This is a genomic window from Trinickia diaoshuihuensis, assembly GCF_003390925.1.
GTDB lineage: Bacteria > Pseudomonadota > Gammaproteobacteria > Burkholderiales > Burkholderiaceae > Trinickia > Trinickia diaoshuihuensis.
The window spans coordinates 16,333-38,605 of sequence record NZ_QUBS01000016.1; the positions used below are offsets into that span (position 1 = coordinate 16,333).

Below are 22,273 nucleotides of genomic sequence, written 5' to 3' on the forward strand. Positions count from 1 at the left end.
GCGATGGCCTTGCACCTGCGTCGCGGCGTTGCCCGAGCCTTGTGCTGGTCTCGAGTCGCACCGCGCCGGCGCATCGCCGTGCTCGTATGCGCATCGCTGCTTGCGTCGCGCTTCGCTCAAGCGGATCGCGAGCATGCGGTGGATTTGGCCGCCGCAAGAACGGACGCCGCGCAGGACGTGTACCTCGCGGTCGACTTGAACGGTCAGCCCACCTCGAAAATCGCGCACTTCCGTTTGTCTCAAGGCCGGCTCTATGCGAATGCGACGGATTTGGAAGAAGTGGGACTGCGCATCGACCGGCTCGGCGCCGGCGCCACGAGGGAGGTATTGCTCGACGCGATTCCCGGCCTACGGTATCGGTACGATGCGGCTCGCCAAGCGGTGGACCTAACCGTGCCCGATGCCTTGCGAAGACCCTATACGATCGATACGCGCGCACTGACCGAAGCGCCGGCGGCCACCTCGTCGAGAGGCCTTTACGTCGACTACGATCTATTCGCGCCGTCGAATTCGGGCCAGCCGATCGCGTTCGGAGACGAAGCGCGGTATTTCACGCCGTCGGGCGTGCTCAGTCATTCGGGCATTGCCTACCTGTCCGGCGCCAATCGCCGGTATTTGCGCTACGACACATCGTGGAGCCGCTCCAATCCCGCGGCGCCGAGCACCATGCAGATCGGCGACACGGTCACATCGTCGCTAAGTTGGAGCCGTCCGATCCGCATCGGTGGATTTCAATGGCGCAGCAACTTCGCGTTGCGGCCCGATTGGGTCACGTTTCCAGTTCCCGCACTGTATGGCTCCGCGGTCGTCCCATCGAGCGTGGATGTCTACGTCAACAATGTGAAGCAATACAGTGCGAACGTGCCCGGCGGTCCGTTCATCGTCAACAACGTGTTCGGTATCACGGGGGCGGGCACGGCTACGGTGATCACTCGCGACGCACTGGGCCGAACGGTCTCGACTTCCGTGCCGATGTATGTCGACTCGCGCATGCTGGCCGCGGGGCTTTGGAGCTATTCCGTCGAGGCCGGTTTATTGCGCCGCGACTACGGGCTGGAGTCTTTCTCCTACGATCGGCGTCCCGCGCTGAGCGGTTCCGTGCGGCACGGCCTGTCTGACGCGCTCACGTTGGAGGCGCATGGCGAAGGGACACGCGGGATGATCGACGCGGGCGGCGGTGCCCTGATCGGCATGGGACAGGCGGGCGTGGTCAACGGAGCGCTTGCCGCGAGCGCGGGACGCTTCGCCGGTATTCAGGCCAGCATGGGCTATCGGCTGATTCAACCGCGATTTTCGATAGAGGCGCAGATGACGCGGGCATACGGCAACTTCGGCGATCTTGCTTCGAGCGACGGGGCGTTGGTTGCGTCGGCAACCGATCAATTGACGCTCGCCGTGCCGCTCATGCGGCGTCAATCGGTTTCGCTGAGCTACATCGGATCGAAATGCGCGGGCACGCTCGCGTCGCGGATCGGCGCCGTGTCTTATACGCTAAACGCCGGGCATTTGGTTTCGCTGAATTTGAATGCCTACACGGACTTCAAACAACACCGTGCGTCGGGCCTGTACGTATCCCTGAACGTTGCGCTGCCGAACAGCGTTTCCGCGAGCGCGAGTAACGGATTCGGGCACGGCCGCGTCGACACGACCGTCGGCGCGATCCGCACGCCCGACTATTCGGGCGGGTGGGGTTGGGGCGTGCAAGCGGGAAGGATGGGCGGCGCCGCGTTCGAGCAGACGCAAGTCCAATACATCGGCAACGCAGGCGAGGCGACCGTCTTGGCGCAACGCACGGGCGGCGTGGCCGGCGCATCATTGGATCTCTCGGGCGCCGTCGTGTTGATGGATCGAAGCATCGAGCTGTCGCGCCATATCGATGATGGATTCGCTTTGATATCGACCGACGGCGTGGGCGGCGTGCCGGTGCTGCACGACAACCGGTTGATCGGCACGACTGATCGTTCCGGTCATCTATTGGTGCCCGACTTGAACGCCTATGAGAGCAACGAAATCGCGATCGACAGCATGAGATTGCCGGCCAATGCGCACGTTGGCGCGACGTCCATGAGCGTCACGCCGCAAGCACGCTCGGGGGTATTGGCGCGGTTCGGGATTACGCGCTATGCGGCTGCATCGGTGATCCTTCGCGATTCGCATGGTGCGCTCATTCCCGCGGGATCCCTTGTGCACGACATCGAAAGCGGAAACGACTCGATCGTCGGCTACGACGGGATTGCGTTTATCGATGATTTGAGGCCGGACAACCACTTGCTCGTCGGCATCGGCGCGATACGTTGCGCCGTGCAGTTTGCGTATACGCCGGCGCCGGACAACGCCTTGCCGACGATCGGACCGTTGACATGTGAAAGCTTGACGGAGGCCAGACAATGAAGCTGACACGATGGACGTGGGTGTCGTTCGTTTTCGTCATTCTCGCGCTGCGGCCGGGCGCCGCTCATGCGGCGGGCTGTTCGGCCTCCGCTTCGTCGATCGATTTCGGGCAGTTGAGCCCGATCGCGCTGCGGGAGGTCGATACCACCGGCTCGATCACGGTGACTTGCACGTGGCCCGCGCTCGCGGTGATGCCTAACGCGCTCGTTTGCCTTAACTTGGGCGGGCCCGACCCGCGCGTATTGAGGAACGGCGGTAACACGCTTCAATACACGCTGTATCAGGACGCGTCGCGCTTGACCGCATGGGGCTCCGTCGCCGCGGGTACGCAGCCGATTGCGCTAGTGTTGACCAAGCCGCCCGCCGGCGTCAGCGCGTCGCAATCGGTCACGATCTACGGACGGATCGCAGGCAATCAACCGGCCGTGCCAACGGTGAACAATAGCAACACGACGTACAAAGAGATGTTCAACGGCACGTCGACCGCATTGAGCTATGGGTTCTATCGCTTCATCGAACCGACATGCGCGGGACTCGCGGCGACCGATCGCTTCCCGTTCGACGTTTCGGCCATCGTGGTCAACGACTGCAATATCACGGCGACGGGCGTTGGTTTTGGCGCGGTATCGGTGACGACAGCGCATTTGCGCTCCACCGGCACGATCACCGCTCGCTGCACGAACGGGGACGCGTGGCGAATCGCCCTCAGCGCCGGCGCCGGCGGCAACGTATCCGCGCGGAGAATGCAGCGTTCGGGCGGCGGTGGCGAGGTGGCCTACCAGCTCTACCTCGATTCCAGCCATGCGACGGTATGGGGAGACGGCGCCAAGGGGACATCGACGGGAACGGGAACCGGGAGCGGCTATGCGACGGTGCTCACCGTTTACGGAGATGTGCCCGCGCAAACCACGCCGGCGCCGGGGAACTATAGCGACACGATTACGGCCACGATTAGTTTTTAGGAACGTTCCGAAAGGGGCGCTTTCGATGCAGTGGTTTGTTTGACGCATTCTTTCGAGACGGTTAGTTTCCGCATTCCAATAGCGAGGCCGACGATACTTTTGATGTGGTCGGCCGGCGGTCACTACGCGCGACGATGCGCCGTCAAAGAGAGAGTGAGTCGTGAACGATTCGAATATGCCGAGCGCTTCGAACGCGGCTGCGCAAGCGCAGCCTCCACGCATTGTGATCGGCGAGGGGCGAGGGCCGATGCTCTTCGACTCGACCAGCGAATTGATTTGCGTGAAGCAGCAGCCGTTGCCCGGCATCGTGATCTTCGTGCACGGCGTGAATTCGGAAGGCGAATGGTTCGAGGCGGCGGAGGAGGGCTTGTGCAAGGGGCTGAACCGGCGGCTCGCGCGGCTCGACGACCAGATGGCGTATCGGGGTGTGGCCGGTGGGCAGCTTGCGCCTGCTCAGTACACCGGGAGTTTGACTCCGGATGGGTTTTTGAACCCGGCATTGCTGCCCGACACATACATCAAGCCCGATCCGTCGTTCTCTCCTGTCATCCATTTTCGTTGGGGCTACAAGGCCAATAAGGAGGAGTTGAAGGAGTACGGCGACAAGATCTTCTTGAACGAGCAGAACTATTGGGGAGGCGGGCCGTTCGCGAACGGCACGTCCAGCTTGCCCGATCTATGGCACGAAGGCTTGGACGACCGCATTTTCGGTTTCATTTCCGTGCAGGCGGTTAATCCGACCCAGCGCCCACTATTCCGGACACCGCCGCGCGGCTATTGCGTATTGGCCGCTTTGCGCCTCGCTAAGCTGGTAGAGTCGATTCGGCGCAAACAGGCAAGTGTGCCGATCACGATCGTTTGCCATAGCCAGGGCAACATGGTTGGCCTCGCGGCGGCGTTCTTCGGCGATGCGTTGCCGCCGGTCACGGATCCCTGGAATAACACGGGACGTTGCGTCGCCGATGCGTATGTCTTGGCCAATCCACCCTACAGCCTCGCAAACGCGGGGGCCGGTATGGAGAATTGGTCGCAACGCAAGGCACGTGACATCAACAACCGTGGCGGTCGAGAAACGTATACGGCGCGCACAAAGACATTCGGTGCGTTTCTCGACATCATTCGCGACCGTGCCGCGTTGGAAATGCCTGCCGATCAAATCGATCGCGATATGGGCAATACGCGCACTTCCGAGAGCGGCGGCAAGCCGTACGCAGCAGGCGACGATAGAACCGCACATGGCTTGAACGGCAACACGTACGGACGCGTGACACTCTATTGCTGTCCGCACGACCAGGTGATTTCCACTCTATTGCTGTCCGCACGACCAGGTGATTTCCGCGATGACGGTCCAAGGGATCGGATGGCGGGGGCTAGGTTATGCCGGCAATCAGCCATCGCAAGAGTTGAGCGACGTGGGCGCTCAGGGTGTGCTGACTCAGCGCGTGTTCGCGAGCGGCATCAAGGTGGGCGAGTGTCGCGAATACCGGTTTTGGGAAGACGACTGGCGCTATGAGAAGGGCAGTACGCCCGGCTTCTGGTATCCCCCTTCGCCACCGGCCAAATACGGGTTGACTCGTGCATGGAGCGGGAATGAAGACGCTATAGCTCGGGTGTTGACTACGGCGACCGCGCCGGTGCTCTATGTCGTGACGCTAGCGACATCCGCATTCAAGCTGTTTCGCGTTAATGCCGACCCGCCCAAGGGTTGGACGGTCAGGGTGGATGCACCGCCGCTCGACGAACCGTTCGAGCCGGAAGCATTGCGTTATGGGCGTCGCACGAACGTCAGCGATGGTCCACATGCGACGAGCGTCTTCAACGAGGGCAACGATCCACCTGCGGCTGCGCGAGATGCGGAAAAGCTGGAGAAGAAAGCCGATGACCCGTACGACAACTACGCGGCAGAGGAAGAGGCGCAACAGGCGATCGGCAATGTGGAGAGCGAGGCGTCGCAGCGGTACGAGGATCATGCCGTCTTGAGGATGCGTGCGCGCAGGGTCGGCGATCCTTCATGGGTGGACAAGGACGGCAATGTGATCGGCGAGGACGGGAAGAGCGTTGCGCCGGAGGGCTATGAGCAATGGCGCAACAAGCAGGTCACGCAGATTCTGGACGCCGGACGGACGAACAATCCGACCAATCACTCGACGATCATGACGAACCCGATGCATGCCGAGAAGGCGCTCGCGTATGACGTGGCGATCGGGTTGTGTTATTTGACGCCCGAGCAATTGACCGAGTTGCGGATCGAAGCGGACTGGCGGTTGGGCGAGGGTTTGGAAGACGAACATCCGAATAAACAATACACAACATATTTTGCGATGGGGAAAATGAAGGGAGAGTTCCTCAGCGATTGGATTGCATCAAAGGATAGTGAGGCGAGGCGGCCCGAGAAGATCGCCGACGAACGCGAAGGCGAGTTTTTTCTGAAGGTCGGGGGCATCGTATGAACCGCATGATCTCAACTTGGCGTCGAAGGATGGGCCTCGCTCTTGTAGCAATGGCGTTAGCTGCGGTCATCGTGTTGGTTTGGAGCTCGAGCGTCGGCCCCACGCCGGCGGATGAGCTAGATCTAGGAGATTGGATGAAGCGACTGACTGTAGTACCGGGATTGTTCGCCCTGGTGACGTTTTTTGTCACGACGATGGCGACGTTCACGTTCGCAGAAGCAGCAACGCCCCAGGCTACGATGGGACTATCCTCTGTGGGTCGGGAGTCGGCGAATCCGTTCATGGCACAAGTCGTAGGGCTTGAATGGCTAAATCCTCTCCAGCGCCGTGACTATCCCACTGAGTGGCAAATACTGTGGACGATGGGGCTGGTGAAACCAAATGATCGCGACGACATGGTGCGTACCATGCCCGAAACGTTTTCGACGCTTCGATCGATCGGAGCACTTGTGTACGGCAATGCCGGTAAAGAAACCTTCAAGGGCTACTATCACAAGTACGTGAATAAGCTCCTAGGCTTGTTCGGTGATCGCTACGTAATGAACGCAAAGTATTTCTACACGGTCAAGTCCGATAACAGAAACGACTGGCGAGAGCTAGCGGGAATCCATGTCGAGTTTGCGATTCCGCCTCGGCTTGATCCGATCGAAGCTCAAGCGTACTTGCGGGACGAAATCATCAACAACTACGAGATCGGCAACCGATCCGCTCGTGGCCTATGGAGCCACGACACCCCGCCTGACGTCCGCATAACCCAGGGCGGCGCCAACGCCGGCTTCACCTCGTTAAACGCGGCACTCGACTACCTACAGGCGAACCCTGATAAAAGCGTCTGGGTCATGAACTGGGATGCGCCGAACTTTCCGCCTAAAGATGGCCAAATCAACGAAAACATGGTGCTGCTGTTCCTAGTAGGCCCGGACTTCAACACCGAGCGCGCACCGCTTGCGTGGATCGGCCGTGCCGCGACGAGCAACGTAAAGGACTTCGAGTCAAAGGTCGGTACGACACGCGCGGTCGAAGCATGGAAAGCGGCGATCGCGACAGCCGCTAGCAACGCCAACGTCCCGGCGACGAGCATCGACTACGTCATCCACGACGCCGGCCAAGGCAACGACGAGGCATCGTCGCGAATCGGTACGCTTGGCCGAACGTTGACGGAAACACTTCCGGAATTCGATTTCCGAAAACAGACGTTCAACACGCCGGGTCTGCTCGGAGATATGGGCACAGGCACGGCGCTAACGGACGTCGTACTTGCCATCGGCCGTGCAAACCATCTCGGCGAGCGCGTCCTAGTGGCCGGAACGAGCGATGCTGACCATCCTGTCGCCATCGTAATCGCCCCGCCAACTCAACCTGTGCCGATCGACCCAACCGCCGATTGGTTTCGCGCCCGAGGTGGGAATAACGCGTACTTGCCGTGGTGGGGCCGCCGCCACGACACTCAATATGGCCAGCAAGGATGGTCATGGTGACCTAGACGTCCGCCCAAGCGCTCAATGACGCTCGTGTCCGCGTCGAGTTGAAATGGAAATACGCGGCATCCTTGCTAGAATCGGCCTCGTTCGCCATTCGGCGAAGCGTCAAATATCCTAAGCGAATCACATGACTATTTTGAAGACCCTCTCTCTCGTCGGCGCGGCCGGCCTCACCGCATCCGCCTTGCTGCACTATCTTCTCGCTCATCCGTTGATGTAAGCGGGCGATATGCCTTCGGCCTTTTGAATTTCGATGCGAGAGTCGGCCAATCTGGACAAAGCGGAACCGAACCCGGGAGCGCGAGATGAGTTTCACCTTTAAACGCGTCATGCATGAGTTGCGCAGACGCAAGCTTACCGTCCGCGCGACGCAGCGCGTGACGCCGGAGATGCTGCGCGTGACGTTCGCGGGCGACGATCTGCGTAATTTCACGAGCGCCGCACCCGACGATCACATCAAGCTCTTTATCGTGCAAGAGAACGGCGACGTGGTGTCGCGCGACTACACGCCTCGCCGCTTCGATACGGGCGAGCGCACGCTCGACGTGGATTTCGCCTTGCATGACGCGGGACCCGCCACGCGCTGGGCGCTGGCCGCCAAGCCCGGCGATACGCTCGAGGTGGGCGGGCCGAAGGGATCGCGAGTCATGGAAGGCGAACCCGATTGGTGGCTCTTGGTCGGCGACGAGACGGCGCTACCGGCGATCGGACGTACGATCGAGGAAGCGCCTGCCGGAACGAAGGTGATCAGCCTGGCAGCCGTCACGAGCGAGGCCAACGAGCAACATTTCGAGACGCGCGCGCAATACGAGGCGCACTGGGTGCACCGGCCGGCCGAGCGCGCCGACGATCCGCAACCGTTCCTCGATGCGCTCGCGAAGCTCGCGCTACCCGAGGGCGATGGGTTCGTCTGGATCGCGGCGGAGGCGCATGTGACGCGCGCGGTGCGCGACTACATGCGCGGCGAGCGAAAGCGCCCGCCCAGCGCGGTGAAGGCCACCGGTTATTGGATCAAAGGCCGCGCCGACGCAAGCGAAAAGTTCGAAGACTGAGCGGCGGGCGGCAACGCCGACCGGGGCTCAATCAACGGCGTTGAGCGCATCGGATAGCGCACTCACCAAGTCGTCGATTTCGTGCGGTTCGGAGATGAACGGCGGCGCGAGTTGGATCGTGTCGCCGCCGAATCGCACATAAAAGCCTTTTTTCCAACAGTGCATCGCAATGTCGAACGGCCGGCGCGCCGGTTCGCCGGGCTTGGGCGCGATCGTGAGGCCTGCCGCGAGCCCGCAGTTGCGGATGTCGGCGATATGGCGTTGACCCTTGAGCCCATGCACCGCCGCTTCGAACCGCGGCGCCAATTCGCGGACGCGGCTCACCGCTGCCTCTTTCTCCAGTAGATCGAGCGCGGCGATGCCCGCCGCGCACGCCACCGGATGCGCCGAGTAGGTGTAGCCGTGCGGAAACTCGAGCATGTAATCGGGGCCGCCGGCCGCCATGAACGTCTCGTAGATTTCCTTGCTCGCGACGACGGCGCCGAGCGGTTGCGCGCCGTTCGTGACTTGCTTCGCGAAATTCGCGATATCGGGCGTGACGCCGAAGAACTGAGCGCCCGTCATCGCGCCCGTACGGCCGAAGCCCGTAATGACTTCGTCGAAAATAAGCAGAATGTCGTGCGCCGTGCAAATTTCGCGCAGACGCTGCAAATAGCCTTTCGGCGGCACGACGACGCCTGCCGAGCCGGAGAACGGTTCGACGATGACGGCCGCGATGTTCGACGCGTCGTGCAACGCAATCAGATCGAGCAGCCGGTCGGCCAACTGCGCCCCATGTTCCGGCTGACCGCGCGAGAACCGGTTTTCGGGCAATTGCGTATGCGGGAGGAAGTCCGCTTCGATGCCTTGGCCGAATAACTTGCGGTTCGGGCCGATCCCGCCTACCGAAATGCCCCCGAAGTTCACGCCGTGGTAACCCTTCTCCCGGCCGATCAATCGGGTCTTCGTCCCCTTGCCCTTGGCGCGCCAATAAGCGCGCGCCATTTTGAGCGACGTATCCGCCGCTTCGGAACCCGAGCCCGTGAAAAAGACGTAGTCGAGCCCGTCCGGCGTCAGCGCCTTGATCTTATTGGCGAGTTCGAACGATTTCGGGTGACCGAATTGGAATGCGGGGGCGTAATCGAGTTGGGCGACCTGGCGGCTCACCGCCTCCGTGATTTCCGTGCGCCCGTGACCGAGGCCGCAGCACCAGAGGCCCGAGAGGCCGTCGAAGATCTTTCGGCCGTCGGCATCGGTGTAATAGGCCCCTTGGCCGCCGACGATCATGCGCGGATCGGCCTTGAACTGCCGGTTCGCGGTGAACGGCATCCAATGCGCTTCGAGCCACGCCGCATCGGTACGAACCTCATCCTGGCTGCGCTTCGATCCGTTCTCGATTCCGGTCATGTCGGTCATGTCGTTCATATCGGTCGGCGCGGGGCGCCCCTCGCAGTGGGTACATTGCGTATTTTCGGCTGGACGATTAGTCTCTTCGATATCGCAATATCAATCTTTACTTTCCAATCCGTGCAAGTAAAAACGAAGAGCCGCGCGCTGCTGGGTCAGCTCAGCGACATGGATTTGCGCTTGCTGCGCGTGTTCAAGGCCGTCGTCCAGTGCGGCGGGATGGCCGCGGCCGAACTGGAACTCAATATCGGCATTTCGACGATCAGCCGCCATGTGAAGGATCTGGAGACACGGCTTGGTCTCGTCTTGTGCCGGCGCGGACGGGCCGGTTTTACGCTGACGGCGGAGGGGCAGACCGTCTATGAGGAGACGCTCGTGCTGCTCTCCTCGATCGAGGCATTCCGCAGCCGAATCGACGGCATTCACGACAAGATGGGCGGCGAGCTTCACGTCGCGGTGTTCGACAAGACCGCGACGAATCGCCAGGCGCGGATCGGCGATGCCATCCGGCAATTCGTCGACGAAGCGCCGGACGTCGCGTTGAATCTGCACGTCGCATCGATCAACGAAGTCGAACGCGGGGTGATCGACGGCAGCTATCAAGTGGGCATCATCCCGGCGCATCGCACGTCGAAAAGCCTCGTCTATACGAATCTCTTCGGCGAACAGATGCTGCTCTATTGCGGCCGGCAGCACCCGCTGTACGACGCCTCGCATGCGCGGCTGACTTGGGCTGCGATTCGCAAGCATGCGTTCGCCGGACTAGGCTTTCATTCGCCGAATATGGAGTTGAGCCATCGGGCGAAGCTCACGCGGCGTGCGACGGCGTTCGACCAAGAAGCGATCGCGACCTTGATTCTATCGGGGCGATTTCTCGGTTTCCTGCCCGATCACTATGCCGAGAGCTTCGAACGAAGGGGCATGCTGCGAGCGGTTGCGCCGCAGCGTTTCCACTATGAGTGCCGTTACGTGGGACTCACGCGCCGCTCGCCTAGGCCGTCGCGCGCGGCGCTGCTGTTTCAAGCTTGCCTCGAAGCCGCGCATGCGGACGGCTGGACGGCCTAGGCGGCGCCGCATCGCTCGTCAAACGGCGGTGTCTAACGGTTTTGTATGCCCACTATTCATGCGAATGACGATTTTTCCGCGCGCATGTCCGGTCGCCAGTTTTTCGAATGCGGCGCGCGCTTCATCGCGGGCGAAGATCCCATCGATGACGATTTGAAGTTCGCCTGCCTCGAACATGCGGATGGCGTCGGGAAGAAATCGCTTCGCTTGCGCGAAGAAGACGAACTGACCGGCATGGCCCTCCCGCGGCTCAATGCCGAACTCCGCAATGCTCGCGATGCGTCCGCCGGCGCGCAAGACTTGCCACGATTTTTCGAGCGTCTCGCCGCCGATCGTATCGAGCACCAGGTCGATATCGCGGGTTCGAGCGAAGTCCTCGACGCGGTAATCGATGATCTCGTCCGCGCCTAAGCCTTTCAGCAAATCGTGGTTGCGCGCGGACGCCGTGGCGGTCACATGCGCGCCCGCCTGCCGCGCCAATTGCACGGCCATGACGCCGACGCCGCCCGCCGCCGCATGGATCAAGACCCGTTCGCCGCGCCGCAGGCCTCCCACGTCGAAAAGGCTTTGGCTGGCCGTGCCGAAGGCGGTGGGTAAGGCGGCCGCTTGCTCGAAGCTCATCTCGGGAGGAATGACGGATAGCTCGTCGGCCGGTATCGCCAGATAGTGCGCGATTGCGCCGCCCGCAGTCGGCGCGGCGCGGCCCACCACGCGATCGCCGAGGCGCAGCCCGGTCACCCCATCGCCCACCGCCGTGACGACGCCGCTGAAGTCCGTACCCGGCACGTACGGGAATTCGATGGGAAATACCTGCTGCATAACGCCCGCCATGATCTTCACGTCGAGCGGGTTTAAACCCACCGCTTCGACGCGCACGGTCACGTCGCCGGCGCCGATCGAACGTGAGGGGAGGTCGCCTTCGACGATGACGTCCGCGCTGCCGAAGGTCTCGATGAACGATGCTTTCATATGTGTCTCTCGCTTGTGATCGTTAAGCTTGATCGGGGAATTTGCCGACTTGCATGAAGAAACCGAACCAGTCCTCCATGTGCCACGTCCTCTTCAAACGGCCGTGTTCGATTTCATGGAATTCATGCAGGCGCACGCTGACCTTCCGGCCCGTCGCGGCAATACCGAAGAACTCCCCGAGATGGGTGCCCGTGATTTCGGCGCGGACGGCGACTTTGCCTGGGGTCTGCACGACGTCGTGAATGACGATATGCACGTCGGGAAAGGCCTGGCCAAAGCTTTTAATGATTGGTTTGATTCCTTCGGGACCGGGCTGCTGGCCTGGGCCGAGAGGGATGTCGTCCCAATCGTCGGCAAGGATGCCGTCCAGGAGGGCGGGATTTTTCTCGCTGAACGCGCGATACAGCGTCTTGACCGCTTCCAGTTCGCTCGTCAGCACCGTATGGGTCTCACTGTCGGATGCATGCATGGTGATGTCGCCTGTCGTTGATGAACATGGCGTGATTCTGTCGATCCGACTAAAATCCGTCCAACAAATAGCCGATATGAATGATTATTTGAAATATGGATTTTCACGGGATCGATCTGAACCTGCTCGTGGCATTCGATGCGTTGATGAGCGAGCGCAACGTCACGCGCGCGGCCACGCAAGTCGGCGTGAGCCAGCCCGCGATGAGCGCGGCGCTCTCGCGGTTGCGCACTTTGCTGGGCGATCCGCTGTTTCTGCGAAGCGCCGAGGGGCTGCTGCCCACGCCGCGGGCGCGGGAATTGGCGGATCCGATCGGACAGGCGTTGCGCCAACTCGAACGAACGCTCGTGGCCGAGCCGAGCTTCGAACCTGGTGAGGCATCGTTGACGTTCAATCTCGGGCTGTCGGATTACCCGGCGTATGTGCTGTTGCCTGCGTTGTTGGCTGCGCTCGAACGCGAGGCGCCCGGAATTTCGATCGGCGTGCGTGCGTTCAACGATCGCGACGCGGCGGTCGATCTGCTCGACGCGGGCGAGATCGATGCGGCCATCGGCGTGCCGCCGACGCAGTCGGATCAGCGCATTTTCACGCGGCCCATTTTGAGCGACGAGTTCGTGACGATCGTCGCGAAGGACAATCCCGCGGCGCGGCGCGCCATGACGGTGAAAACCTACTTAGGATTGAAGCATGTCCTTGCGTCGCCCGAGGGGGATCGCTACGGGCTCGTCGACCAGGCGCTCACGCAACGGGGCTTGCGTCGCACGGTAGCCGTCGCGTTGCCGCACATGTCCGCGGTGCCCGATATCGTCGCGCGAACGCAAACCACGGCGACCGTGCTCAAGCGTATTGCGCTGAACTCCGCGGCGGCGCGCAAGCTCGTGCTCTTCGCACCGCCGATTGCACTGGCGGACGTCCGATTCGATTTGATCTGGCATCGTCGTGGCGATCCGAACCCGGCGCAGCGGTGGTTAAGGACGTTCATTGCCGCGCAGGCGGCGGCGTTATAGGGCGCCGGCTCGTTCGGTCACCACCTGCGTGCGGCGCTTCGATGCGCGCGCGAGTATCCAACCGACGAGGACGATCGCCGCCGCGACGACGAAGGCGGGTTTTGCATTGTTGGGTATGGAAATGCGTTTTATTTGGAAGATTCGCGCAATACGTCGAACGTCGCCTGCGTTTCGGAAACGAAAGGCACGATGCGCCGGACCGTGACGTGCGTCGTCACGCAGGGTTTGTTTTCGACGCAAAGCGCCGAGAGGCAGTCTGCGCTGGGGCGCCATTGCCAGAACGTCCAATGCTCCGGCGCGTCGCCCAGCCGCTCGTCGATGCTCAGGCGCAGCCCGGCTTCGCCGCTCAAATCGAATGCGAACTGATCGAGCGGTATGGAAAGCCCCTTGCCCCGGGCCTTGATATAGCTTTCCTTGAGCGTCCAAAAATCGAGAAAGCGTGCCGGTTGCAGATCCGCCGGTAACGATCTTAATTGCAGCACTTCATGCGGCGAGAAAAAGCCGTCGGCAACATCGAGCGGCGTTCTGCGCTGCAGGTCCTCGACGTCGATCCCGAGTTGGCGGTCACGCGTGACGCCCAGCAAAACGACATGATCGGAATGCGAAATGTTGAACGTCAGCCCCGCGATGGCGGGGTGACTGTTCGCGATGATGGGGCGGCCGAATTCCGTGGCGTCGAAGCGCCAATCGGACGGTACGATCGGTACATAGCGCGAGAGGCCATATCGGACGAGCGAGCGTGTGACGGCGTAGCGGCGGCGATCCTTCTCGAAAAAAAATCGGCCGTGGCGCGCGCGTTCGTCCGCGGTCAGAACGCAATCGAATTGCGCGGAGAGTTCGTCGTCAGGCATTTCCCCGACGACGGCCACCCAGATATGAACCTCGCCTGCTTCTAGCGGCAATTGATCGAGCAACTGCCGGCCGAGCGCCACGTACTCGCGTGATCGAGTCATCTCCATAGGCCCCGGTCAAGCGCCGCATAGCACGCCGAGGCGCGCAAGGCGGGGCGGGCAAGGCACCGTCTCGTCACCGGCGATCCATTGCAACGCCTGCTTCGCTTCGTCGGCGCCGACCGCGACGCCGTTTCCAAGCAGCTCGCTCGGGATGTATGCGTTCGCGGCGTCGCCGGAGCCGCCGGCGAGCGCGGCCAGAGCCGCCGCGTTGACCGCGCGCCGCGCGCCTGTCGCGCAATGCCCGCCCGCCTGCGCGAATGGCGTCAAGACGCCGCTGGCTACGAGGAAGAGCAAGTTTTGCCGGATTTCTTGCGCGCTACGGCCTTCGCCACCGAGCCGTGCGACGATCTCGCCGATGCGCATCGAGCCCTGTCGCATCAAGCTACGTAAATCCGCGATAAATTCCTGCTGGAAACTGAGCACCCCGCGCGGGATCGTCGCGCGAGTCTCGATTTGCTCGACGCGCGTCGTGCAGCCAACCGGCATGTCTTCTAGAAATTGAAGCGCTTCGGCTTGCGAGCGGCTCGTGCGGACGCCGCGTACGAACACGTCCCGGCGGAACCGGCGGTTGACGGCGAAGTCCTCGGCGAGATGCCGGAGCCTAGTATTGGGCAGGGCCGCGATCGCCTCGGCCGCTTGGCGATCGAGCAACAGCGCGGGGTGATTGTCGGCCAGCGTTGCGCTGCCGGCATAGGCGAGACCCGCGCGCGCCATCTCGTCGATCACGTCGACCGAGTAGTGGATGTCCCACGTGGCGTTCAGATACTCGTGCGCAAGATAGTCGACGGGGCTTGCCGCCAGCGCGGACAGCGCGTCGGCGACGCTCGGATTGTCGCGAAAGTAGCGAAAGTTCGCGTTGCCGAGCGTCTGCATACGCGCGATCGCGCCGCCGGTGCGCGATTCGATAGCGCCCGGCGCCGCCTGTGCGAATTCGAGCATCAGCTTGCGCAGCGGGGCTTCGGCGGACCAGCCGGGCTGGCAGTTGTAGCTCACGTACACGAGGCCTTCGTCGGCAAGGCGTTCGGAAATCAGTTGCCGCACGACGCTCCGCACACCGGCATCGACCCAACTGTAGATGCCGTGCAACACGATGAAATCGAAGCGCGGCAAATCTTGCTCGAGCAGCGCCTCGAAGCTTGCCTCGTGGAAGGCGATGTTGCGCACGCCGAGCCGGGCCGCCCGCTGCGAAGCCGCCTCGATATGGGCCGCGTTGAAATCGCAGGCATGAAACTCGGCGTGCGGGAAGGCCGCGGCGTTGACGATCGTCGAGTGTGCGAAGCCGCAGCCCAGATCCAGATAGCGAAACGGCCTGTCCAGCGCTTTCGGTCGAGCGCCGCCGAGCACGCTTGCATAGTTCAGCCACGCCGGGGACAGTTCCCGATGGAAGCGGTCCGGAAACGTCACGTCGCTCAGGTAGCCGGAGGAAGAATCGGATGCGTGCATGAGAATGAACGGGGCGGCGCGAGTTTCGTATGGTGCCATATATGGCGGGCGCGCCGGCTTCAGATCATGCTTGCCTTATCGTTTCGATCGGCAAAAAAAGGCGACGCGGCGTCTGCGTGAAGGGCTGGAACCCGTACTTGCGGTAAAAGCCAGCCGCGCGCTCGTCGATGGCGTCGGCAACGACGCACTGCACGCCTACCGCTTCGGAAGTGGTCAGAGCGGTATCGAGCGCGTGCATGAGGAGATGGGCGCCGAGGCCCCGGCCCTGGCGGCCGTTGTCGATCGCGAGGCGAGCCAACAAAACCGCGGAGACCCTATCGGGAAGGCGTTTGCCCGGCATCCCTTCCGTTTCGATGAGAAATGCCGCGAGGGCGTAGTACCCGATGACCTGGTCTGGGGCTTCGCGCCGGATTGCGACGTAAGTCCGCGAGAGGTTCTTCTTTTGATGCTGACTGGCGATATTGCGTAGCCAATCGTTCATCGAAGCGACGCCGCAATCGAAGTCTCGACGGTCGTCTTGTTCGTTAAGTCGTCGGATCTGCGGTTCCAAACGTTTTGTTCCTGAAACGTTTCATTGCACGCTGCAGCGCTTCGTTCGGCTTCGACGGTTCGTCCAGCAGCGCGAAGAAGCGTTTCGATTCCTCCAGCGTCAGGCGGATGGAACGTATCACCTCTTCCTTCTCGATGACTTGCTCCGCGGCGCGCAGTGCCGATTGCACGATGAACTGATTGAGAGTGCTACCCGATAAGTCCGCGGCGAGCTGCAGGATTTCCTGCTTCTCCGCGCTCAATCGAGCAGTGATACGCCCGCGGCTGGAGTTGTCCATACCGTTATGGATAGGCATTCTCTTTCCTCTATTCGAACCTTTCCGGCTTCCTCTTATAGAGGACCGGGACGGCAAAGGCTCAGGACCTGAATGTTAGCGGGGCGCCGCCCGCGGGAGTTCCGCTGCTCACGAATTCGGGCGCTTTCCGATGGAAGTGCGTTTTGTGCCATTCTAGCTCATGTGGTGCCAAAATGGCACCATAAGATGGTTTTTGCTGCGGCGACGTCCCGAGGATCTCGGAACGGTGCCGCGCGCACTATCCTTAGTCCAAACTATTGGTTCGTTTTTCTCTTCTCGCTTTCGATAATCGTCCAAGTGCGCAACTCACGGGGATTCATAATGAGCGGATCGCAAGCGGGCACCGCACCCGCCGAAAACGGGAAGAACGATGCATCGGCTCACGGCCGGGGGCCACGCGCCTTCTGGCGCGCGTTGACGTCGCAAGAAGACGGATGGTCGATCGTAATCGGGCTCGGCCTGGTCTTGGCCGCCTACATCCTGTACGCGAGCGGCGGTAGCATCCGATGGCTCGCGATCTCGCCGGCGCCTTGGACGAGCGTGGGCGACGCCGTCCGGCATTTCTCCTCGCATTTGCCCAACTACGTCGCGCTGATTGCCGTATTTGGTCTGCTTTTTTCGATCGCCGTCGCCGCGCTCGGCCAGCGCGTCGCGCACTTCGCCGCGTCGTTCGTTATCGTTTTCATCGGCTCAATCGTTATCTTTTCGCTCGGCGCCTGGACTGGCGCCTCCAAATACAACCTCGAACCGCCGCTCGTCGCGTTGGCCGCGGGCCTCGTGATATCGAACCTCATCAAGCTGCCCGAATGGTTTCAAGCCGGATTGCGCGTGGAGCTTTATATCAAGGTGGGGATCGTTCTGCTGGGCGCGACGCTGCCGTTTACCCTGCTCGTCTGGGCGGGACCCGTCGCCGTGGGCCAAGCCGGGATCGTCTCGCTGTTGACCTTCTTCGTCATCTTTTTCACGGGCAAGGCCTTGGGGCTCGACAAACGTTTCGCCGCCGTGCTCGGCGCGGGCGGTGCCGTCTGTGGGGTCTCCGCCTCGATCGCGATCGCGGGCGCGGTGCGGGCGAAACGCGAACATGCGCCGATGGCGATCACGCTCGTCATCGTCTGGGCGATCGTGATGATCTTCGCTTTGCCGCTCGTTTCCCGGGCGTTGGGCTTACCGACGGGCGTCGCGGGCGCATGGATCGGCACCTCGGAGTTCGCCGATGCGGCTGGCCTAGCCGCCGCGCAGGCATACGGCGACCTGGCCAAACAGGGTGCGGGAGCGATCGCCGGTGCGCCGGAGTCCGCCTTGCAAGCGTTCACGTTGATGAAGGTCGTCGGCCGCGATATTTGGATCGGCATCTGGGCATTCGTGCTCGCCATCGTCGCCACGACGCGTTGGGAGGGCGGCACCGAAGTGACGGCCAGGCCGCGGGCGCGCGAGATCTGGGCGCGGTTTCCAAAGTTCGTCATCGGCTTCGTCGTTGCATCGGCGTTCGTGACGTGGGTGGCGAGCGGCCATACGTTAGGCGTCTACCGCAAGGTCGTCGCGCCCGAATTCACGGCGCCGATTACCGTTCTGCGCACGTGGGCGTTTATTTTCTGCTTCTTTTCGATCGGGCTGACCACGCGCCTGAAGTCTCTTTCGGCGACCGGGGCGCGACCGTTTTTCGCCTTTACGGCGGGCGTCATCGTCAATGTGATCGTCGGCTACATCTTGTCCGTGCATGTGTTCGGCCATTATTGGGCCAATCTAGGTCAATGAGTTCGCTCCGCCCCTTGAGCGCCGCCCGCTCCGAACGATGCCGAGATTGCCGGCATCGCGATCCCGGCCGCGCCGGCATCGAGCGGGCCGTGGCGGGGCTCGCCGTGTTGGGATCGGCATACGGATCGAGCGTGGCCGATAGCAGGCTGTGCCTGCGGCACGACCAGTTCGTGTCGCCCGACGACGCCTGCCCGGCATTCGAAGCGTTATACCAAGAGGGAGAAATCGATGAGCCTATGCGGTAATTTCAATTGGCCCCCGCGGCTCGTCACGGTTCCCGGCTTGCACGGCAGCGAGGAGGCGCACTGGCAAACTTGGCTAGAGCGGCAGTTCGCGCATTCGCTGCGTGTCGAGCAGGCGGATTGGGAAGCGCCTTCGCTCGACGCATGGGCGCGTTCGGTCGGCGAATTGCTCGAGCGCGAGAGAGGCCCGTTCGTGCTCGCCGCGCACAGTTACGGATGCCTCGCGACGATACGCGCGCTCGAATGTTATGTACCGACGGCCGAGGTGGCGGGCGTTTTACTGGTCGCGCCGGCGAGCCCCGAGAAGTTCGCCGCCGTTGGCCGCCTATCCCCGCACCGCTTGGCGGTGCCTTCGATTCTGATCGGCAGCGAAAACGATCCGTGGATGCCCGCGCCCGAGGCGCTCCAATTGGCGAGCCGGCTCGGCAGTGCATTCGTCAATTTGGGCGCTGTGGGACATATCAATACGGAGGCCGGTTTCGGCCCTTGGCCGCGCGCCAAATTCTTTATCGATACGCTCGTGCATCACGCCGCCAAGAAGGTGTTTCATCCGATCGAGCAGCAGCCGGTGGAGGCATTGGAGCCGTCGCTTTAAACCGGGGTCGACGTTTACCCGTGACGCTAATCGTTTACTAAAACGTCGTTGGACTTTGATTCCGTTTGACGGAATGTCATTCGTTATGCGCGACTTTGTCGCGCAATCATTCTTTTCGTGGCGCTATCATCTGCCTGCGCCGTGGTTGCATTTTCTCCATTGTTCGAAAATACGACGCGAGCGCCGGCATGCAATCCAATGAATTGCAGCCCGTAATGTTTCATCAACCGTTACGGCGAATTCGTTCAAATAAAATGATGACAGAGCTTGCGACCTTCGAGAATTTCAGTGAGTTGGGTTATTTGTTGGCCAATCCCGACGTTGCGCAGGAGGTTTTGCGCAACCCCTTGATCACCGGGTTCGTGCATTTTTCCCAGTTTGGAAAGAACGAGCAAAGACGCCAATTCAAGCCGGCGATGTCCGACGCCGAGATAGACCGTGCTTTACTGGATAACAGTGTTCCGTTGCCTGACAAACTGAAAGACGCGCACCAGAACCAGGGTAACCTGTGTGTCGAGCTCGGGAACAAAGAGGGCATGAGGGTGCTCGAGATCGGTAGCCGCGAAGTGACCGGCGCCTCGACGATACGGGAGCGCTTCACGAAGGCGCAATATACCGGCTTCGACTATTACCCGGGACCGAACGTCGATGTGGTGGGCGACGCGCATAAACTATCGAGTTACTTCGGTCCCGAGGAAAAATTCGATCTGATCTTCTCGAGTGCGGTGTTCGAGCATCTCGCCATGCCTTGGGTGGTTGCCGCCGAAATATCGAAGCTGCTGAAAGTGGGCGGCATGCTGTTCATCGAAACGCATTTTTCTTTTTCCTCGCACGAGCGGCCCTGGCATTTCTTTCAATTCAGCGATATGGGATTGCGCGCGCTGTTTTCTCCGGCGCTAGGGTTCGAGTGTCTGGAAGCCACGATGGCGAACCCCATCTCGGCGAAGTTTTCCGCGCTTGCCGATTCCTACTTGCGCGGCCGCTGGGTACACGGTTTGTATTGCCATAGTCAATACTTGGGCGTGAAGCGCCGCGACGTCGAACAGTTCAGTTGGGACAGCGTCGCGACGGACGATGTGGTTGGCGGCACCTTCTATCCCACACCGATTTGAGCCGACGTTGATTCATCGCGGACCGGCACGGATCGAGCCGGTCAATTAACCCGGCGGCGTGCGCCTCCTACGGCGCCCGCGCCTGCCGCGACCGTTCCATCGAGCAAGTTAAGAACTTCCTTAATTGTGCAATTCGAGCGTGCCGTGTGCATCGCGAGATGCATGAGCCGTTGCCGACTTTTCGATGCTTACATCTCAAGTTTCATTTGTAAGCTGTCGTTATCTACACCGTAATGCCCTCGCTTATCAATCGCATCTCGCCGCTCTCGGAGACTTACGGTAATGCTCGGAACCATTCGCGGTCGAATCCTCATGGCTTGCGTCGCAATTGTGGTGACCGCGCTAGCGGTCACCGGCGGATTGCTCTATTACGTCGTCAAGATCCATAACGACGAGGCCATCGATCAGAACTTCAAATCCATCTTGACGGGTCATGCGCTCGCCATCGACGGATGGGCCGAAAGCCGTACCCGCGAGACGCAAGCGCTGGCCGATACCATTGCGGTCGGGGAGGGCGACCCGTTGCCGGCGCTCAAGCTGCTCGCCAAATCGGGCGGTTTCGAAGTCATGACGCTCGGTTTGCCCGATAAGACGGCGTTTTCGAACGTCACGCTTCCGCCGAATTACGATCCCACCGGACGGCCTTGGTACAAGCAAGCGATGGCGGCGGGGCATATCGTCGTGACGGCGCTCTACCGAGACGTGTCGTCGGGCAAGCCGGCCGTTGCCTTCGCCGTACCGATCGTTCGTGACGGCAATGTGAAAGCGGTCATGGCGGCGAGTCTGTTCATGCAAAGCGTGAGCGAAATCGTGACCTCGGTGCACCCGACCCCCGCGAGCTTCGCTTTCCTCGTGGACGCGAAGGGCAACGTCATCGCCAGCGCCAAAACGGATCTCATCATGAAGCCGGCCACCGAGATGGCGCCGGCCCTGACGCCCGATGCGCTCAAAGCGATGCAAGGGGCTTCGTCCTCGCTGGCCGTCGAGATCGACGGCGCGACCAAGCTCTTGCGCGCCCAGCCGATCGCCGGCACCGACTGGAGCCTGGTGCTCGCGCTCGACAAAGCCGACGTGACGGCCGGTATGCGGGCCGTCGCGACGACGACGCTGCTCGCGATCGTTTTGGTCGCGTTGATATCGGCCGCCCTGGTCGGCGCATTGACGAACGCGGCCTTCAAACGCGTATTGCTGGTACGCGACGCACTGACCGACGTTGCCAGCGGCAGCGGCGACCTGGCGCGGCGGCTGCCTGTCAGCGGTCATGACGAAGCCTCCCAAATCGCCCACGCGTTCAATCTGTTCGCCGAGAAGATCAGTGCGATCCTGCGGCATATCCGCGATTTCAGCGAGTCGGTGAACGTGGCGAGCGCGGAGATCGCGCAGGGTAACCAGGATCTCTCGAGCCGGACCGAACTTGCCGCATCGAACTTGCAAAGGACCGCGGCGGCACTCGAGGAGATCTCAGGCACCGCGCGCAATTCGGCCGATGCGGCCACGCAAGTGAGCGAGCTTGCGGAATCGGCATCGCACGTGGCGCTGCGGGGCGGCAAGGTGGTGGGCGACGTGGTGTCGACGATGGATGCGATTACCAAGGCATCGACGGAAATCGCAAACATCATCGGCGTCATCGACGGTATCGCCTTCCAAACGAATATCCTGGCGCTGAACGCGGCGGTGGAAGCGGCGCGCGCGAGCGAACACGGACGCGGTTTCGCGGTGGTGGCGGGCGAAGTGCGCGCGCTCGCGCAGCGCAGCGCGCAAGCGGCGAAGGAAATCAAACTGTTGATCAACTCGTCCGTGGAGCGGATCGAGAGCGGCTCTAGCTTGGTGCAAACGGCCGGTGCGACGATGGATGAGATCGTGGAGGGCGTGCGCGGGATCACGAGCGTGATCGGCGAAATCTCGGTGGCGGCCACGGAGCAAAGCACGGGGCTCGGCCAAGTGAACCAAGCGCTCGCTCAGCTCGACAACACGACGCAGCAAAACGCGGCGCTCGTCGAGCAATCGGCCGCCGCGGCGCAAATGCTGCGAGAGCAAGCCGCGAAACTTGCGCAAGCCGTGGGCGAGTTCAAGCTGTCCGCGTAGGATGGCGACCG

Annotated in this window: 17 protein-coding genes and 1 pseudogene; 11 read left to right on the top strand and 7 right to left on the bottom strand. The window is 61.8% G+C overall.

From position 1 onward, the window contains the following. The first annotated feature begins 78 nt into the window (after positions 1–78). The 5 genes and pseudogenes from DXT59_RS02910 (at position 79) to DXT59_RS02930 (ending at position 8,336) form a co-directional block, all read left to right on the top strand. A complete protein-coding gene (locus tag DXT59_RS02910) occupies positions 79–2,391 on the top strand; it encodes a fimbria/pilus outer membrane usher protein (protein ID WP_162877925.1) in 2,313 nt (770 codons plus the stop codon). Further along, complete coding sequence (locus DXT59_RS02915; RefSeq protein ID WP_116135440.1) at positions 2,388–3,353, top strand: Csu type fimbrial protein; 966 nt, start codon at positions 2,388–2,390, stop codon at positions 3,351–3,353. Before DXT59_RS02910 ends, DXT59_RS02915 begins: the two co-directional genes overlap by 4 nt. A 175-nt stretch (positions 3,354–3,528) precedes the next feature. Beyond that, positions 3,529–5,803 (top strand): annotated as a pseudogene (locus DXT59_RS02920) (T6SS effector phospholipase Tle3 domain-containing protein). Continuing rightward, positions 5,800–7,281, top strand: a complete 1,482-nt coding sequence (locus DXT59_RS02925; RefSeq protein WP_205417362.1) for a virulence factor — start codon at positions 5,800–5,802, stop codon at positions 7,279–7,281. The pseudogene DXT59_RS02920 and the gene DXT59_RS02925 overlap by 4 nt, the downstream one beginning before the upstream one ends. 308 nt (positions 7,282–7,589) lie before the next feature. Further along, positions 7,590–8,336: a siderophore-interacting protein gene (locus DXT59_RS02930; protein ID WP_116135441.1), complete on the top strand. Its 747-nt coding sequence runs from the start codon at positions 7,590–7,592 to the stop codon at positions 8,334–8,336. A gap of 27 nt (positions 8,337–8,363) precedes the next feature. Here DXT59_RS02930 and aptA read toward each other — a convergent pair whose 3' ends face one another. Further along, positions 8,364–9,722 (bottom strand): omega-aminotransferase AptA, encoded by a 1,359-nt coding sequence (gene aptA, locus DXT59_RS02935; protein ID WP_116135504.1) that lies wholly within the window; start codon positions 9,720–9,722, stop codon positions 8,364–8,366. Between the two features lie 168 nt (positions 9,723–9,890). On the opposite strand from aptA, the gene DXT59_RS02940 reads away from it, so the two are divergent. Continuing rightward, positions 9,891–10,787, top strand: a complete 897-nt coding sequence (locus DXT59_RS02940) for a LysR family transcriptional regulator (RefSeq protein ID WP_420823355.1) — start codon at positions 9,891–9,893, stop codon at positions 10,785–10,787. Positions 10,788–10,805: 18 nt separating this feature from the next. Here the strand turns inward: DXT59_RS02940 and DXT59_RS02945 are convergent, their stop codons facing one another. Next, positions 10,806–11,756, bottom strand: coding sequence for an NADP-dependent oxidoreductase (locus tag DXT59_RS02945; protein WP_116135442.1), 951 nt, complete (start codon positions 11,754–11,756; stop codon positions 10,806–10,808). A 22-nt stretch (positions 11,757–11,778) separates the two neighbouring features. Next, the gene (locus tag DXT59_RS02950) at positions 11,779–12,225 is read right to left on the bottom strand and encodes an ester cyclase (protein ID WP_116135443.1); all 447 of its coding nucleotides are present in this window, start codon (positions 12,223–12,225) and stop codon (positions 11,779–11,781) included. Positions 12,226–12,320: 95 nt separating this feature from the next. Between DXT59_RS02950 and DXT59_RS02955 the strand changes: the two genes are divergently transcribed. Beyond that, on the top strand, positions 12,321–13,232 hold the full coding sequence (locus tag DXT59_RS02955; RefSeq protein ID WP_116135444.1) for a LysR family transcriptional regulator: 912 nt from the start codon (positions 12,321–12,323) through the stop codon (positions 13,230–13,232). 128 nt (positions 13,233–13,360) lie between these two features. Here the strand turns inward: DXT59_RS02955 and DXT59_RS02960 are convergent, their stop codons facing one another. The 4 genes from DXT59_RS02960 to DXT59_RS02975 form a co-directional block, all read right to left on the bottom strand. Further along, positions 13,361–14,185: a 4'-phosphopantetheinyl transferase family protein gene (locus DXT59_RS02960; RefSeq protein ID WP_162877926.1), complete on the bottom strand. Its 825-nt coding sequence runs from the start codon at positions 14,183–14,185 to the stop codon at positions 13,361–13,363. Between the two features lie 15 nt (positions 14,186–14,200). Then, positions 14,201–15,628: a methyltransferase regulatory domain-containing protein gene (locus DXT59_RS02965; RefSeq protein ID WP_116135446.1), complete on the bottom strand. Its 1,428-nt coding sequence runs from the start codon at positions 15,626–15,628 to the stop codon at positions 14,201–14,203. A 64-nt stretch (positions 15,629–15,692) separates the two neighbouring features. Beyond that, positions 15,693–16,109, bottom strand: coding sequence for a GNAT family N-acetyltransferase (locus DXT59_RS02970; RefSeq protein ID WP_116135447.1), 417 nt, complete (start codon positions 16,107–16,109; stop codon positions 15,693–15,695). 43 nt (positions 16,110–16,152) lie between these two features. Continuing rightward, complete coding sequence (locus DXT59_RS02975) at positions 16,153–16,455, bottom strand: type II toxin-antitoxin system TacA family antitoxin (protein ID WP_240324377.1); 303 nt, start codon at positions 16,453–16,455, stop codon at positions 16,153–16,155. A gap of 339 nt (positions 16,456–16,794) precedes the next feature. On the opposite strand from DXT59_RS02975, the gene DXT59_RS02980 reads away from it, so the two are divergent. From DXT59_RS02980 to DXT59_RS03000, 4 genes are all read left to right on the top strand, one after another. Continuing rightward, positions 16,795–18,228 carry a YeiH family protein gene (locus tag DXT59_RS02980; protein WP_116135449.1) on the top strand — a complete coding sequence of 478 codons (1,434 nt, stop codon included), beginning with the start codon at positions 16,795–16,797 and terminating at the stop codon, positions 18,226–18,228. Positions 18,229–18,456: 228 nt separating this feature from the next. Further along, on the top strand, positions 18,457–19,065 hold the full coding sequence (locus DXT59_RS02990) for an RBBP9/YdeN family alpha/beta hydrolase (RefSeq protein ID WP_116135451.1): 609 nt from the start codon (positions 18,457–18,459) through the stop codon (positions 19,063–19,065). A 95-nt stretch (positions 19,066–19,160) separates the two neighbouring features. Further along, complete coding sequence (locus tag DXT59_RS02995) at positions 19,161–20,177, top strand: class I SAM-dependent methyltransferase (protein WP_205417364.1); 1,017 nt, start codon at positions 19,161–19,163, stop codon at positions 20,175–20,177. 282 nt (positions 20,178–20,459) lie between these two features. Continuing rightward, positions 20,460–22,262, top strand: coding sequence for a methyl-accepting chemotaxis protein (locus DXT59_RS03000; protein WP_116135452.1), 1,803 nt, complete (start codon positions 20,460–20,462; stop codon positions 22,260–22,262). Positions 22,263–22,273 lie beyond the last annotated feature (11 nt).